We start from the raw sequence: 15,586 nt of genomic DNA on the forward strand, positions 1-15,586 counted from the left end.
GGGGATGTGCCGCTTCGTCGTTCGTGAATCGGGTCGCCAGTCGTAGCGCTTGAGACTGGAGAAGATCGGCTCGACCCGCGCTGCCCGCGCACTGCCTGGACCGGCTCACCCGGCTGGGCTTCACCAGGTCCACCGTGGCGCTCGGCGACGAGATGGCGTTCGCCCTTGATGGCTGGCGGCCGGCGGGCGAGGTGGCGGCGTACGTGCGGGCGCTGCCCCACGAGGCCAACTCGGGCGACGTCTACGCCCGCGCCCGGCCCGCCTGACCCGCCTGGTGGACGTCAGGCAGCGGCGAAGGCGGTGAGCCGGTCCAGGCCGGCCGGTTCGGTCATCGGATCACGGTAGGCGCCGGCACGCCCCGCGGACGACCCCGTTTCCTCGCATCGACGCTGGTGACACCCTGGATCGGCCGCGCTGCCCAGAGGCAGTTTTTTCAGGTTTCGAACTTAGCCATGTTTCGTTACCCGCCCGTTATTGACGTGACCTCCGCCACTTCGGTTGACTGCGACGGAACCGCTTCCGCAACCGGTTCCGAAACAAGGCCTCACCCCTTCGACCCGGGAGCGTCACGTGCCGATCACCATCGCCGACGTCGCCACCCGCGCGGGGGTGAGCAAGACGACGGTCTCCCGGGTGCTCAACGGCAAGGGCGAGGTGCACGTCCGCACCGCCGACCGGGTCCGCGCGGTCATCAACGCCCTTGGGTACGTGCCGAGCGCCCGCGCGGTCGGCCTGGCCCGCGGGCGTACCCGGGTGGTCGGCATGCTGGTGCCCGCCCTGACCTGGCCCTGGATGGGCGAGGTGCTCCAGGGCGCGGCCGACGTGGTCGAGGCCGAGGGGTATGGCATGCTGCTGTTCACCTGCACCCACGGCGACGAGTCGATGCGGCGGTTCGCCTCCCAGGTCTCCGCGAAGTCCTTCGACGGCCTGCTCGTGGTCGAGCCGGAGGGCACCCTCGACTACATCACCGAGCTGCACGAACGCGGACTGCCGGTCATCCTCATCGACGACCGCGGCCACCAGCCCGGCTTCCCGTCGGTGCGCACCACCAACGAGTCCGGCGCGCGAGCCGCAGCGGTGCACCTGCTGGCGCACGGGCGGAAGCGGCCGCTGGTCGTCACCGGCCTGAGCCGCTTCGGCTGCACCCGGGAGCGGCTGGCCGGCTTCGCGGATGGCTACGCCGACGCCGGCCTGCCCATCGACCCCGCCCTCGTCGTGGAGGGTGACTTCACCTTCGAGTGCGGGCGGGTCGCGGTGGAACGCCTGCTCGCCGACGGCGTGCCGTTCGACGCCGTCTTCGCGCACAACGACCTCTCCGCCGCCGGGGCGCTCCAGGCGCTGCGCGACGCCGGCCGGCGGGTCCCGGACGACGTGGCGGTGGTCGGCTTCGACGACCTGCCCCTGGCCGGGCACACCCACCCCCCGCTGAGCTCGGTCCGCCAGCCGTTGCGGGAGATGGGGGCGGCCGCCGCCCGCACCCTCATCGCCCACCTTGCCGGCACGCCGCTGCCCGACACCCCGACCGTCATTCCCACCAGCTTCACCGTCCGCGCCTCGACCGGCACCACCTGACCTCTCCACCGCTGTATCCACCACCCACACCGGCGGGAGCACCGCGCCCACCGGTGGCAACACCGCACACCCTCCATCCACCACATCCCGCTCGAGGATTGCGGGAGCACCGAGGGAGACCTCCATGAGAAGAAGGCAGTTCCTCGCCGTCGCGCTGGCCGGCGCGATGGCCACCGGCGTCGCCGCGTGCGGCGACAGCCCGAACGCGAACAAGAAGAACGGCCAGGCGGCCACGGTGCTGAACGTCGGCATGCCGAACGGCCCGCAGGCCGAGAACAACAACCCGTTCCTCACCACGTCCGCCGCAGCCTCGCTGGGCTACCGCTGGCAGATCTTCGAGCCGCTGATGATGTGGAACCCGGTGAAGCCGGCCGACCCGTTCAAGCCGTGGCTGGCGACCAAGGCCGAGTGGTCGTCAGACTACGCCTCGGTCAAGGTCACTATCCGAGACAACGCCACCTGGTCAGACGGGCAGAAGGTCACCGCCGAGGACGTCGCCTTCACCTACAACCTGGTCAAGAAGTACCCGGCGCTCAACGACCAGGGCGTGCCCTACACGGACGCGACCGCCAGCGGCAACGAGGTCACCATCAAGATGGCCAGCCCGCAGTTCGTGAACCAGCAGAAGGTGCTGTGGCGGGTGCCGATCGTGCCCAAGCACATCTGGGAGAAGATCAGCGACCCGACGACCGACACCGTCAAGCAGCCGGTCGGCAGCGGCCCGTACACCCTGAAGTCGTTCACCCCGGCCAGCATGACCCTGGCGGTACGCGACAGTGGCTACTGGCAGGACCTGCCGAAGGTCAAGGAGCTGCGCTACACCTCCTACACCGACAACAGCGCGCAGACCACCGCGCTGGCCAACGGCGAGTCGGAGTGGAGCTTCGTCTTCATCCCCAACTACCAGACCGTCTTTGTGGCCAAGGACCAGGAGCACCACAAGATGTGGGCGCCCGCGATCCTGGGCATCCACGGCCTCTACCTCAACACCACGAAGAAGCCGTTCGACGACCCGACGCTGCGCCGGGCCATGAACATGGTCATCGACCGCCAGGACATCTTCACCACGGCCGAGGCCGGGTACTTCCACCCGCTGGTGAAGAGCGTGACCGGCCTGCCCAGCCCGGCCGGTGACGCGTTCATCGCGTCGGAGTTCAAGGGCCAGGAGCACAAGGTCGACGTCGAGGGCGCCAAGGCGCTGCTCACCGGCGCCGGCTACAAGCTCGACGGCAACACCCTCAAGGACAAGACCGGCAAGGCCGTCACGATCAAGCTGACCGACCCGGCCGGGTGGTCCGACTACCAGACCAGCCTCGAGATCGTGAAGGACAACCTGTCGAAGATCGGCATCGCCGCGACGGTCGACAAGGCCAACCAGGACGCCTGGTTCCGCAACGTCGAGCAGGGCAACTTCGAGGCGACCTTCCGGTGGACCGAGGGCGGTGCCACGCCGTACGACATCTACCGGACGATCATGGACGGCCGGCAGCTCAAGCCGATCGGCACCGCCTCCCCGGCGGGCAACTTCGGCCGCTTCAACAACAAGCAGGCGACCGACGCCCTGGTCGCCTACGCGAACGCCACCGACGAGGCGGCCCGTACCGCCGCGATGAGCACGCTGCAGAAGATCTTCGTCGACCAGATGCCGATGATCCCGGTCGGCGCGGACAACATCGGCGGCGCGTACAGCACGAAGAACTGGACCGGCTGGCCCGACGACTCGAACCCGTACGGCGCCATGCAGCCCACCCAGCCCAACGCGCTGGACGTGGTCCTGCACCTGAAGCCCGCCGGTAGCTGACCCCCGACACCGCCTCCCCGGTCGGCCCCGGCCGACCGGGGAGGCGGCACCAGATATTCGTGACATCGCGATCCCAGACAGGAACTCGGCATGACGTTGAGCGAGAGCGCGGCGGCACCCGCCGACGAGGTGGTGCTGGAGGCCGTCGGCCTGACCAAGCACTTCCCCGTCCGCAGACGGCTGCGTGACCTCTTCTCCCGGACGCCGGCAGTCGTGCACGCCGTCGACGACGTATCGTTCGCGCTGCGTCGCGGCCGGGTGACCGCGCTGGTCGGGGAGTCCGGCTCCGGCAAGTCCACGGTGGCCCGGCTGCTGGCCCAGATCTACCCCCGCACCGCCGGCGACCTCCGCCTGCACGGCACGTCGACCAGGGTGCGCGGCGGTCGTCCGTTCCGGTCGTACGTGCGACGGGTCCAGCTGATCCTGCAGGACCCGTTCGCGTCGTTGAATCCGGTGCACACCGTCCGCTACCACCTCACCCGATCGCTGCGGATCCACGGCAACGCCGGGCGCAGCGCCGAGGACCTGGAGGCGGCCCTCGGCAAGCTGCTCACCCGGGTCAGCCTCACCCCGCCCGAGCGCTACCTGGACGCCTTCCCGCACGAGCTCTCCGGCGGCCAGCGGCAGCGGGTCGCCATCGCCCGGGCGCTCGGCGCCGACCCGGAGGTGCTCCTCGCCGACGAGCCGGTCTCCATGCTCGACGTCTCGATCCGCCTCGGCGTGCTCAACCTGCTCCAAGACCTCAAGCAGCGGCTCAACATCGCCATCCTCTACATCACGCACGACATCGCCTCGGCCCGCTACTTCGCCGACGAGACGATCGTGATGTACGCCGGCCGGATGGTCGAGGGCGGCGACAGCGAGACCGTCACCCAGAACCCGGCCCACCCGTACACCCGGCTGCTCACCGATTCGGCGCCAGACCCCGAGCGCATCACCGGCGACGGCGCCGGCGTCGACGCGGCCGCCGGGGAGGACCGCGGTCAGGGCGAGCCGCCGAGCCTGATTACCCCGCCCGCCGGCTGCCGGTTCCACCCCCGGTGCCCGCACGCCATGCGGCGCTGCACGGCGGACCTGCCGCCACGGCTGACCATCGGCGACCGGCCCGGCCACTGGGCGGCCTGCTGGCTCTACGACCCGGCCACCGTCGCCGCCGACACTCCCGGCTCCGCCGCGCCGGACGCCGACCCGGCCGTGCCACCGCCCCCGGCAGCGGTCGAGCGGGACGACAACGCCACCTTGGAGGAGACCCGATGAGATTCCTCCTGCAGCGCACGGCCTTCTACCTGTTCACCGCATGGGCGGCCATCACGCTCAACTTCTTCATCCCGCGGTTGGTCCCGGGCGACCCGGTGCAGTCCCTCATCTCGCGCAACCAGGGCCGGATCAGCGCCGACGCCATCGAGTCGCTGCGCGTGCTGTTCGGGCTGGACGCGAACGAGAACGTCTGGGAGCAGTACCTGCACTACTGGGGACAGCTCCTCCACGGCGACCTGGGGCTGTCGTTCACCTTCTTCCCGGCGCCGGTGTCGACGGTGATCGGCGACAGCCTGCCGTGGACGATCGGCCTGGTCGGCATCACCACGATCATCAGCTTCCTCCTCGGCACCGCGCTCGGCGTCGGCGCCGGCTGGCGGCGCGGCTCCTGGGTCGACGGCCTCCTGCCGGCCACCACGTTCCTGTCCTCGATTCCGTACTTCTGGCTGGGCCTCGTCGCCATCGCCCTGTTCGCCGGCCCGGGAAGCTTCTTCCCGTCCTCCGGCGGCTACGAGCCGGGCCTCGTGCCGGCGTTCGACCAGTACTTCATCCCGAGCGCGATCCAGCACAGCATCCTGCCCGCCGCCACCATCCTGGTCTCCTCGATGAGCGGGTGGATCCTCAGCATGCGCAACATGATGGTCACCGTCTCCTCAGAGGACTACATCACGGTCGCCCACGCGAAGGGGCTGTCCGAGCGCCGGGTCGCCCTCAGCTACGCGGCCCGCAACGCGCTGCTGCCGAACGTGTCGGGCTTCGCCCTGTCGCTCGGGTTCATCGTCGGCGGCACGCTGCTGGTGGAGATCGTCTTCTCCTACCCCGGGCTCGGCTACCAGCTCTTCCAGGCCGTCGGCGCCAAGGACTACCCGCTGATGCAGGGCATCTTCCTGATCATCACGATCTCCGTGCTGGTGGCGAACCTGCTCGCCGACGTCGCGTACCTGCTTCTCGACCCGCGGACCCGAAAGAGCTGAGCGATGACCATCTCACCGTCGAGCATCGAGCAGGTCATCCCCGGTCAGGGGGCGATGGCCCAGCCGTCGGCCGCGCCGGGCCGAGCGAAGCGGCGCCGGTTCCGGTTCGTCGCCAACGCCAAGGCCGCCACCGGGCTGGTAATCCTGGGCATCTACTGCCTCTTCGCGGTGATCGGGCCGTGGGTGGCGCCGTACGACCCGGACGCGCGCAGCAGCGACGTGCTCCAGGCGCCGTCGGCCACGCACTGGTTCGGCACGACCCACCTCGGGCAGGACATCTTCAGCCAGATCCTGGTCGGCGCGCGCAGCGTCATGCTGGTGGGACTGGTCGCCGGTGTGCTGGCGACGATCCTGTCCATCCTCATCGGCGTGACCGCCGGCTACATCGGCGGCGCGGCCGACGAGGGCCTGTCGGCCCTGTCCAACGTGTTCCTGGTCATCCCCGCGCTGCCGCTGATCATCATCGTGACGTCGATCGTCGAGCAGGCCAGCGACACGCTGGTCGCGCTCATCATCGGCTGCACCTCGTGGGCGTGGGGCGCCCGGGTGCTACGCGCCCAGACATTGTCCCTGCGGCGCCGCGACTACGTCGAGGCGGCCCGGGCCACCGGCGAGCGGACCTGGCGCATCATCCTGTTCGAGATCCTGCCCAACCTCACCGCCATCATCGCGTCCGGCTTCGTCGGCACCGTCATCTTCGCCGTCATGTCGGAGATCACCCTGGCCTTCATCGGCATCTCGTCGATCTCATCCTGGAACTGGGGCACCATCCTGTTCTGGGCCCAGGGCCAGCAGGCCCTCGCGCAGGGCGCCTGGTGGTGGTTCGTCCCGGCCGGGCTGGCCATCGCGCTGCTCGGCACCGCCCTCGCCCTGATCAACTTCGGCATCGACGAGTTCGTCAGCCCCCGGCTGCGCAGCGCCGGCAAGACCCGGATCCGCACCGCCGACGGCCGCACCGTGCGGATGCGGGTCGGCTTCACCCCCGTCCTGGCCCCTACCCCGTCCGTCCCGACGCCACGGGCTGCCACCACCCGAGAGGACGTTGTGCGATGAGCGATCCGGTGCTGGAGATCCGCGGGCTGCGCGTCGACTACGGGCTCGGCGACGCGGCGGTGCACGCCGTCCGCGACGTCGACCTGACCCTGCACCGGGGCGAGGTGCTGGGGCTGGCCGGGGAGAGCGGCAGCGGCAAGTCCACCCTGGCGTACGGGCTGACCCGGCTGCTACCGCCGCCCGGGGTCGTCAGCGGCGGCCAGGTGGTCTACCACCCGGTCGACGGCCCGCCGGTGGACGTGCTGACCCTCAGCCCGGCGCAGCTGCGGAAGTTCCGCTGGGCGGAGACCTCGATCGTGTTCCAGGGCGCGATGAACTCGCTCAACCCGGTGCACAAGGTCTCCACCCAGCTGCTCGACGTGATCAAGGCGCACGAGCCGACGAGCACGGCGGCGGGCCGGCTGGCCCGGGCCCGGGACCTGCTCCGCCTGGTCGGCATCGCCGCCGACCGGCTGGACAGCTACCCGCACCAGCTCTCCGGCGGCATGCGGCAACGCGTGATGATCGCCATGGCGCTGGCGCTGGAACCGCAGGTGGTCATCATGGACGAGCCGACCACCGCGCTGGACGTGGTGATGCAGAGGCAGATCCTCGGCCAGCTCGCCGAGCTGCGGGAGCGGCTGGGCTTCGCGGTGCTGTTCATCACCCACGACCTGTCGCTGCTGGTCGAGTTCTCCGACCGGATCGCCATCATGTACGGCGGCCGGATCGTGGAGGAGGCGCCCGCCGCGCAGCTCTACCGGCGGGCCCTGCACCCGTACACCGAGGGGTTGCTGCAGTCCTTCCCGGCGCTGCGCGGCCCGCGCCGCGAGCTGACCGGCATCCCCGGCTCGCCGCCGGACCTGCGGGCCATGCCGGAGGGTTGCGCGTTCCACCCGCGCTGTCCGAAAGCCTTCGACCCGTGCGACAAGAAGGTGCCGGCGCTGGGCCCGCCCGTCGACGACCACCCGGGCCGGCACGTCGCCTGCTGGCTGCACCCGGTCGCCGCGCCGGTACCCCGCTGACCCCCGCTCTCCGTCCGACAGAACGACCCGCTACCGCGAGGAGAACCATGGACACCCACCTCACCAGCCCGACCACCGACGGCTCCAGGTCGCCGCGTGGCGTCAGACGCGCTGAGCTGGAGTCGTCGCAAGGGCAGGCCGACCCGATCGACACCCTCCCGCCGGCCTTCCGGTGGGGGGTGGCGACCTCGTCGTACCAGATCGAGGGCGCGGTGGCCGAGGACGGCCGGACGCCGTCGATCTGGGACACCTTCTGCCACGTCCCGGGCGCGGTGGCCAACGGGGACCACGGCGACGTGGCCTGCGACCACTACCACCGGATGCCGCAGGACGTGGCACTCATCGCCGACCTGGGCCTGGACACCTACCGGTTCTCGGTGGCCTGGCCGCGGGTGCAGCCGGGCGGGCGCGGGCCGGCCAACCCGGCCGGGCTGGCCTTCTACGACCGCCTGGTGGACGAGCTGCTGGGCCGCGGGATCGACCCGTGGGTGACGCTCTACCACTGGGACCTGCCGCAGGAGCTGGAGGACGCGGGCGGCTGGCCGAACCGGGACACCGCCCACCGCTTCGCCGACTACGCGGAGCTGGTCTTCGGCGCCCTCGGCGACCGGGTGAAGACCTGGACCACGCTGAACGAGCCGTGGTGCTCGGCGATGCTCGGGTACGCGTACGGCCTGCACGCCCCGGGCCGGCGAGACCTCGGCGCCGGGATCGCGGCCGCGCACCACCTGCTGCTCGGGCACGGGTTGGCGACGCAGCGGCTGCGCGCGGCGGGCAGCCCGATCGAGCTGGGCATCACCCTCAACATGGCCACCGCCGACCCGGCCACCGACAGCCCCGCCGACCGGGACGCCGCTCGGGCGGCGGACGGCCTGGGCAACCGGATCTACCTGGACCCGCTCTTCCACGGCCGCTACCCGGAGGACGTGGTGGCAGACCTGGCCGCCGAGGGGGTGCGCATCCCGGTCGAGGACGGCGACCTGGCGGTCATCTCGTCCCCGATCGACGTGCTCGGGGTGAACTACTACTTCGGGCAGGCGCACTCGGGAGTGGACGAGCAGGGCCGGGAGCGGGAGGACGACGGCCGGCCGGTGCGCCGGGTCGTCCGCCGGGACCTGCCGCGTACCGCGATGGACTGGGAGATCGTGCCGGAGTCCTTCACCGAGCTGCTGGTCCGGCTGCACCGGGACTACCCGGGCGTGCCCATGGTGATCACCGAGAACGGGGCGGCCTTCGACGACAAGCCGGACGCCGACGGGTTCGTGGCCGACGACGACCGGGTGGCGTACCTGACCGAGCACCTGCGGGCGGTGGCCCGGGCCCGGCAGGCCGGCGCGGACGTGCGCGGCTACTTCGCCTGGTCGCTGCTGGACAACTTCGAGTGGGCGTACGGCTACGACAAGCGGTTCGGCATCGTCCGGGTGGACTACGACACCCAGCGGCGCACGCCGAAGCGCAGCGCGCACTGGTACCGCGACACCATCCGGCGGGTGCGCGGGGAGCGCTGACCGGCCGCTCCGGGCGGCCGCGCGGGATCCTCCCGGGCGGCTGCCCCGCCGCGCCCGGGCACCTTGCCGGCCACATTTTTCATGTCTTGACATAAGCAGGTGCGAGGGGTTTTCTCGTTCACGGATGTCGATTTATCCGGAAGGAGCATCCGTGTCCCCCACCACCGTTCCCCGGCTCGCCGGCCGCGCCGTCCTGGCGCTCTGCCTCGCGGCCGGCACCCTCGCCCTCACCCCGCCGCCGGCCGCGCAGGCCGCCGGCGAGACCGTCAACGTCTGGCTGACCACCACCTCCGACTCCGGCGGGCGGACCGTCACCCGGGGCCTGCAGCAGCAGAGCCCGCTGAGTTTCGCCGCCAGCAGCCCCGCCGCCGCGCACACCGTCACCGTCGACGAGAACACCCGGTACCAGCCGTTCGAGGGCGCCGGGGCGTCCATCACCGACACCACCGCGTACCTGCTACGCGGCGGGCCGGTGAGCGCGGCCACCCGGGACGAGGTGATGCGCAAGCTGTTCAGCCCCACCGACGGCATCGGCCTGTCCTACGTGCGCAACCCGATCGGCGCCTCCGACCTGTCCCGGCCCGGCAACGTCTCGCTCGACGACACCTGCTGCGACCTGAACGACTTCGGGGCCAACGGCTACGACACGAACGTCGAGCTGCTCACCGCCCAGGCCCGGCAGCTCAACCCGGCGCTGCGGGTGATGGTGGTGCCGTGGAGCGCGCCCGGCTGGATGAAGGACAACGGCCGGATGGACCAGATGGGCTGGCTCAAGTGGGAGTACTACGCCACCTACGCCCAGTACTTCGTCAAGACCATCCAGGCGTACGCGGCCCGGGGCGTGAAGGTCGACTACCTCTCGGTGCAGAACGAGCCGAACTGCTGCCAGGCCGGCAACCCCACCGCGATGGACTACCCGGGGATGAGCTGGAACTCCTCCGGCCTGGTCGAGCTGACCAAGAACTTCGTCTACCCGGCGTTCCGCGCCGCCGGCATCACCACCAAGGTGCTCGTGCACGACTGGAACTACGGCGACTACGGCACCATCGGCTCCGGGTTGCTCGCCGACGGCGCGGTCCGCACCGACCCGCTCTTCGGCGGCATCGCCTGGCACGGCTACTGGGGTGACCCGGCGGTTGGCAGCCAGGTGCACGGCCAGTACCCGGCGGTGCCGCAGTTCAGCACCGAGCACTCCGGCGGCACCTGGATCGCCAACCAGCACAACGAGGACATGGCCGACATCGTGAACTACGCCCGGAACTGGAGCCGGAGCGTGGTGAAGTGGAGCCTCGCGGTCAACCAGTTCATGGGCCCGCACAACGGCGGCTGCGGCACCTGCACCGGCCTCATCACGGTGCAGGAGGGCGGCGCCCGCGCCGGCCAGGTCGACTACACGATCGAGTACTACACCACCGGGCACCTGACCAAGTTCGTCCGGCCGGGGGCGGTGCGGATCGACTCCACCGCCAACGGCACCGTGCAGAACGTCGCGTACCGCAACCCGGACGGGACCAAGGCGCTGCTGGCGCACAACGGCGGCAGCTCCGCCCAGTCGGTGAAGGTGGTCTGGGGCGGGCAGTCCTTCACCTACACCCTGCCAGCCCGCACCACCGCCACGTTCACCTGGTCCGGCAGCCAGTCGGGCGGGGGCGGCACGCCGACCGGCCCGATCACCGGCATCGGCGGCAAGTGCCTCGACGTCACCGACAACACCAGCGCCGACGGCACGCCGGCGCAGATCTGGAGCTGCACCGGCGGCGCGAACCAGCAGTGGACCCGGGCCGCCGACGGCACCCTCCGCTCGCTGGGCAAGTGCCTCGACGTGGCCGGGGGCGGCACCGCCGACGGCACGAAGGTGCAGTTGTGGACCTGCAACGGCAGCGCCGCCCAGCGGTGGACCTGGACGGCCGGGCGGGACCTGGTGAACCCGCAGGCGAACAAGTGCCTGGACGTCACCGGCAACACCTCCGCCGACGGCACCAAGACGCAGATCTGGAGCTGCACCGGCGGGGCCAACCAGAAGTGGAACCTCCCGTCCTGAGCCGGGGCCGGGCCGGCGGCGCTCCCGCCGCCGGCCCGGTGGCTCAGCGGGTCCGCGTCCGGGGCCGCCGCGCGGCCTGCGCCGGGACCACCCGGGCGACGGGTTCGCGCGGCACGCCGCCGTGGCGCAGCAGCCGGGCCATCGGCAGGGTGGCCGCGCCCATCGCGACCGCGTCCGGTCCGAGCCGGCACAGCTCGATCGAGGTCTGGGCGTACGGCTGGCGCAGCGCGTGCCGCGCGGTGACCTCGCGGATCTGCGGCAGGTAGCGCTCGCCCAGGGCCAGGCCGGCCCAGCCGCCCAGCACCACCCGGTCGGGGTTGAACAGGTTCACCAGGTTCGCCACCCCGGCGCCGAGGTAGCCGACCGTCTCGTCGAGCACCTTGGCGGCGGTGCGGCTGGTGGCCCGCAGCAGCTCGCCGAAGGCGGTCTCCTCGTCGCCGCCGGTCGCCGGGCGACCACGGTTGGCCTGGCGGAACCGGTCGAGCACCCCTTCCGCCCCGACGTACGCCTCGAGGCAGCCAAGGTTGCCGCAGCGGCAGCGACGGCCCCCGTACACGATGGTGGTGTGCCCCCACTCGCCGGCGCTGCTGTGCGCGCCGCGGTAGCCCACGCCGTCGGCCACCACGCAGGCCCCGACGCCGGAGCCGACCAGGGCAACGACCGCGTGCTGGACGCCGCGGCCGGCGCCGAACCACATCTCGGCCTGGCCGAGGGTCTTCGCGCCGTTGTCGATGTGCACCGGGATGTCGGTGCCGGCGCGCAGCATGGCGCCGAGTGGCACGCCGTCCCAGCCGAGGGTCTGCGCGTGCACCACGGCGTCGGCGGCGCGCTCGACGGTGCCGGAGACGGCGACGCCGAAGCCGAGCACCGCCGCCGGGTCGATGCCGGCCTGCTCGATCACCGCGGTGAGACCGTGCAGCAGGTGGTCGGTGACCTGCCGGGGGTCGGGCTCGGCGGCGGCGATCGGGTACTCCGCCTTGGCGAGGGCGGTCATCGCCAGGTCGAAGAGTTCGACCTGCACCCGGGTCTCGCCGACGTCGGCGCCGACCAGGTAGCCGTAGCCGGGGGCGACCCGCAGCAGCACCCGCGGGCGGCCGCCGTCGGACTCGACCAAGCCGGCCTCCTCGACCAGGCCCTCGGCGATCATCTCGCCGACCAGGTTGCTCACGCTGGCCAGGCTCAGCGCGGTGGACTGCCCCAGCTCGTGCCGGCTCAGCGGGCCGTCCAGCCAGATCCGGGTGAGCAGGACCGACCGGTTGGCACGACGCATGTCGCGCACGGTGGTGCGTTTGGCGTCCACGTCCGCCGCCATCCTCTCCCGGCCGCCCCCGGCGGCCTGCTTCATGCGGTGAACCAAGTGCTGACAGACTACTGCGCGTTTACATTTAACAAAGTTAACTGCTAGGGCGAGCGCATTGATGAAGTGCTATGCCAGGCGACTCAGACGCGGGTTGACCGCCGCGCTCGGCGGCGTCGCGCTGCTCGCCGCCACCGAGCTCGCCGCCACGCAGACCGCCCTGGTGGCCTGCTCCGCGCCGGCCTGGGCCGAAGGCGTCACCTGGACCGCCGGCAGCTCGGCCACCTACGCCGCCCGCCTCGGCCGCCGATCCGGCGTGGTCGCCGGCTGGATCGCCGAAACCCAGGCCGAACGCCGACGCGCCCGAACAACACCACACGCCAGTCGAAGAGAAGACCGACGTCCCTCCTCGCTTCAGCGAGGAGCGGATCATTGCCGTCGTCGAGGAACTCGGAGACCATGCGTGCGCCCTGCGGGACGCCGAGCCGGAGGTCTACCGCAGCCTCGGGCTGCACCTGACGTACGACCCCGAAACACAAACGGTGCGGGCAAGAATGGATCTTGCCACGCGCCGTTGGGATTCGGTTCGTATCCGAGGGGCGATCGCGACCATGAACCCATGATCGTCGTCCGGGAAGAACTACAGTTGGCACCCACGTAACCACCGGCGTCGAGCTACGCCCTTGGGAATCGTTCGTGCACGATGATGACACGAACAAATTCCCCACGCGGGCTACGCATTTTCGGCGAACCCCTTGTTGCCCAGCCAGTTTGTCGGCGCTGTACCGGCCGGCTCGAGCCGGGTGAGCGGCAGCCGCTGCACCGGCACGACCACCCGTACCTGGTGGTGGCGATCCGGGGCGCGAAGAACGTGGTGCAGACCGTGGACGGCACCGCATCGACGCCGACGAGCCGACCGACGACGTCGTCTACCGTGGCCCGGGCACCGTCCACATGCTCACCAATGTGGGCGGCACCGCGTACGTCGGGCGCCTGGTCGAACTGAAGTAACCGTTGGCACGGCGGTCCGACACTGAATCCGGCATTCCGGCGAAAATGGTGCATCAGGTGCGTAACGTGCCGGACATGGTCTATCGCACCTGGCGTAACCTGTTGCTCACAGCGCTCGGGATGGGCGTGCTCGCCGGCGCCGGTCAGCTCGGCATCGCGTTCAGCTTCGGCATCGTCCAGCTCACCGGCGCCTCCCCCGGCGCCACCGTCAACCAGTGGCCTGCCCAGCTCGTCTGGGTGGGCTGGTTCGCGGCACACGCCGCCGCAGCCGGCACCGTCGTCACCGCACGCCTGGCCCGCCGGTACGGGGTGCTGGAGAGCACGGGCAGATTGGTGGCCCTCGCCGCCGCCGCCGCGCTGGGCGCCACCGTCGTGGCGCCGCTCTGCGTCCGGCCGGCCCAGGCCGCTGAGCGCTTCTCTGTGGACCCGATCTGGGCCGTCGGCATCTGCGCGACCCTCGGCGCGCTGGTCGGCGCGGGTGCCGCGATCGCCGTACTGGTGAAGCCGCCGCTGGGCTGGAACATGGCGGCGGTGGGCGGCGTGGTCTGGCTGCTGGCGCTCGTCTCGGTCGTCCCGTCGCTCGCAACCGCCGGGCCGTTGCCCGCCGTCCGGCTCGGTGTGCTGGAGCCGGCCTGGCTCGACGCCGACGCGGCACACCGGCAGGCGATCCTGATTCTGCCGGCGGTGGCCCTGCTCATCGGCGCGGCGACCGGCGGGCTGGCCCGCTGGCGCGGGCACCCGCCGCTGGTCAACGGCGCGACCGGCGCGGCCGGCACGGTGCTGGTCGCGTTCGCCTACCTGACCGCCGGTCCCGGCGACGCCGTCGACCGGTACCAGATCACGCCGTACTACGTCGCGCTGCTCGCCGTCGCCGCCGGTGTGCTCGGTTCGGCCGCCGCCGCGTCGTTCCGCTGGCCGCTCCTGCCGCGCACCGTCGAAGCGCGGGTCGTCGAGCCGACCGACATCCTCCGTCCGCTGTCCGCCGGCCCCGCCGTGCCGCAGGCCATGACGCCAGCCGCTGGTGGTACGACCGACGAGCCGGAGCCCGTCGACCTGGCCGGCACGGGGCCGGTCGCCGGCGCCACCGCAGCGAAGCTTCCGACCGCAGCCGAACCGCTGGGCTTCGGTGCGCCGGCTGGCGACCGGGACGCCAGCGCCGTACCGGCCGACTCCGCGACGCGGACCGCCGCACCGGCCGTTACCGCCGCACCCGCCGACCTCGACGACACCCCGGAGACATTGGAACCGGCCCCCGCGACGGCGGCCCACCTTCCCGCGGGACCCGGTGGGGACGGCTCCGGGACGGCGGAGGCGGAGGCCGACAACACCGAACCCGACTGGATGCCGCCCGACGGGGCACTCGTCGCCCCGGGGACCCGCCGGATGTACCAGCCGCCGAGGACCGACCGGACGCGGGTTCAGGCGACCTGGTCGGTCGTGCCGGCGCGGCGGGTGCCGCCCTCGACCGAGCCCGCTCCGGGCGCCGAGGCGACCCACTCGGCCGGCACGCAAGAGAGGCCCAAACCGGCGCTCCCGCCTCGGCACCGGCCGCCCCTGACGGACCTGAACCGGGCCGCGAACTGGGACGCCCTCGCGACCGCCCAGCGCGCCGGGCCCCCGCCCACGACCGACGCCGCGCCGGCCGCCCCGGCATCCGTCGTCGAGGCGGGACGGGCCAGCGGGCGGGCCAGCGGCCGGCTGGGCCTGTTCCGGCGCAACAAGTCCCGGGCCGACGGGGACGGCGCGGGCACCCCGGCGGACGGCGAGCCGCTGCCGAGGCAGGACGCGGAGTTCGTCGACTGGGTGACCCGGCTGGGCAAGCCGGTGGCGGACAACGAGCCGCATCGGGAGAGCGGTCGCCGGTCACTCCGCGGGTAGTTCCACGGTTTGGTCGGCGCTTGACGGCCCAGCAACGGCCCAGACGGCCCGTAGACGGCCCAATCGACCGTTCGCTTGTAAGGCGTTCTGGGCAAGAGTCGTGGCGTCCGCAGACGATGCCGCGACGGCGGGCGAATCCGCGGTGGGCGGGAGCCAGCGGGCGGCCCTTCGGACAACGTCGGACCATGGA

The 15,586-nt window shown here is 71.8% G+C and carries 11 protein-coding genes and 1 pseudogene; 11 read left to right on the top strand and 1 reads right to left on the bottom strand.

Going from position 1 to position 15,586, the window contains the following annotated elements; genetic code table 11:
- Window positions 1–134 precede the first annotated feature (134 nt).
- The 9 genes from ACTMS9_RS23750 (at window position 135) to ACTMS9_RS23790 (ending at window position 11,210) form a co-directional block, all read left to right on the top strand.
- Window positions 135–266, top strand: coding sequence for a hypothetical protein (locus ACTMS9_RS23750; protein WP_441166046.1), 132 nt, complete (start codon window positions 135–137; stop codon window positions 264–266).
- Between the two features lie 304 nt (window positions 267–570).
- Window positions 571–1,572 carry a LacI family DNA-binding transcriptional regulator gene (locus tag ACTMS9_RS23755; RefSeq protein WP_441148953.1) on the top strand — a complete coding sequence of 334 codons (1,002 nt, stop codon included), beginning with the start codon at window positions 571–573 and terminating at the stop codon, window positions 1,570–1,572.
- A 124-nt stretch (window positions 1,573–1,696) separates the two neighbouring features.
- On the top strand, window positions 1,697–3,373 hold the full coding sequence (locus tag ACTMS9_RS23760; RefSeq protein WP_441148954.1) for an ABC transporter substrate-binding protein: 1,677 nt from the start codon (window positions 1,697–1,699) through the stop codon (window positions 3,371–3,373).
- A gap of 90 nt (window positions 3,374–3,463) precedes the next feature.
- Window positions 3,464–4,630 carry an ABC transporter ATP-binding protein gene (locus ACTMS9_RS23765; protein ID WP_441148955.1) on the top strand — a complete coding sequence of 389 codons (1,167 nt, stop codon included), beginning with the start codon at window positions 3,464–3,466 and terminating at the stop codon, window positions 4,628–4,630.
- A complete protein-coding gene (locus ACTMS9_RS23770; protein WP_280839617.1) occupies window positions 4,627–5,604 on the top strand; it encodes an ABC transporter permease in 978 nt (325 codons plus the stop codon). Before ACTMS9_RS23765 ends, ACTMS9_RS23770 begins: the two co-directional genes overlap by 4 nt.
- 3 nt (window positions 5,605–5,607) lie before the next feature.
- Complete coding sequence (locus ACTMS9_RS23775) at window positions 5,608–6,657, top strand: ABC transporter permease (RefSeq protein WP_441148956.1); 1,050 nt, start codon at window positions 5,608–5,610, stop codon at window positions 6,655–6,657.
- Window positions 6,654–7,661 carry an ABC transporter ATP-binding protein gene (locus ACTMS9_RS23780; RefSeq protein WP_441148957.1) on the top strand — a complete coding sequence of 336 codons (1,008 nt, stop codon included), beginning with the start codon at window positions 6,654–6,656 and terminating at the stop codon, window positions 7,659–7,661. The genes ACTMS9_RS23775 and ACTMS9_RS23780 overlap by 4 nt, the downstream gene beginning before the upstream one ends.
- A 47-nt stretch (window positions 7,662–7,708) precedes the next feature.
- The gene (locus ACTMS9_RS23785; RefSeq protein ID WP_441166047.1) at window positions 7,709–9,169 is read left to right on the top strand and encodes a GH1 family beta-glucosidase; all 1,461 of its coding nucleotides are present in this window, start codon (window positions 7,709–7,711) and stop codon (window positions 9,167–9,169) included.
- A 151-nt stretch (window positions 9,170–9,320) separates the two neighbouring features.
- Window positions 9,321–11,210, top strand: coding sequence for a ricin-type beta-trefoil lectin domain protein (locus ACTMS9_RS23790; protein ID WP_441148959.1), 1,890 nt, complete (start codon window positions 9,321–9,323; stop codon window positions 11,208–11,210).
- A gap of 43 nt (window positions 11,211–11,253) precedes the next feature.
- Here the strand turns inward: ACTMS9_RS23790 and ACTMS9_RS23795 are convergent, their stop codons facing one another.
- Entirely contained in the window at window positions 11,254–12,555 is a 1,302-nt protein-coding gene (locus ACTMS9_RS23795; RefSeq protein WP_441148960.1) for an ROK family transcriptional regulator, read from the bottom strand.
- A 742-nt stretch (window positions 12,556–13,297) separates the two neighbouring features.
- Between ACTMS9_RS23795 and ACTMS9_RS23800 the strand changes: the two are divergent.
- Window positions 13,298–13,518 (top strand): annotated as a pseudogene (locus ACTMS9_RS23800) (cupin); the annotation flags it as partial.
- Between the two features lie 57 nt (window positions 13,519–13,575).
- Window positions 13,576–15,396, top strand: coding sequence for a hypothetical protein (locus ACTMS9_RS23805; protein ID WP_441166048.1), 1,821 nt, complete (start codon window positions 13,576–13,578; stop codon window positions 15,394–15,396).
- Window positions 15,397–15,586 lie beyond the last annotated feature (190 nt).

Origin of the sequence: Micromonospora sp. L31 (assembly GCF_052068075.1) — a bacterium.
GTDB lineage: Bacteria > Actinomycetota > Actinomycetes > Mycobacteriales > Micromonosporaceae > Micromonospora > Micromonospora purpureochromogenes.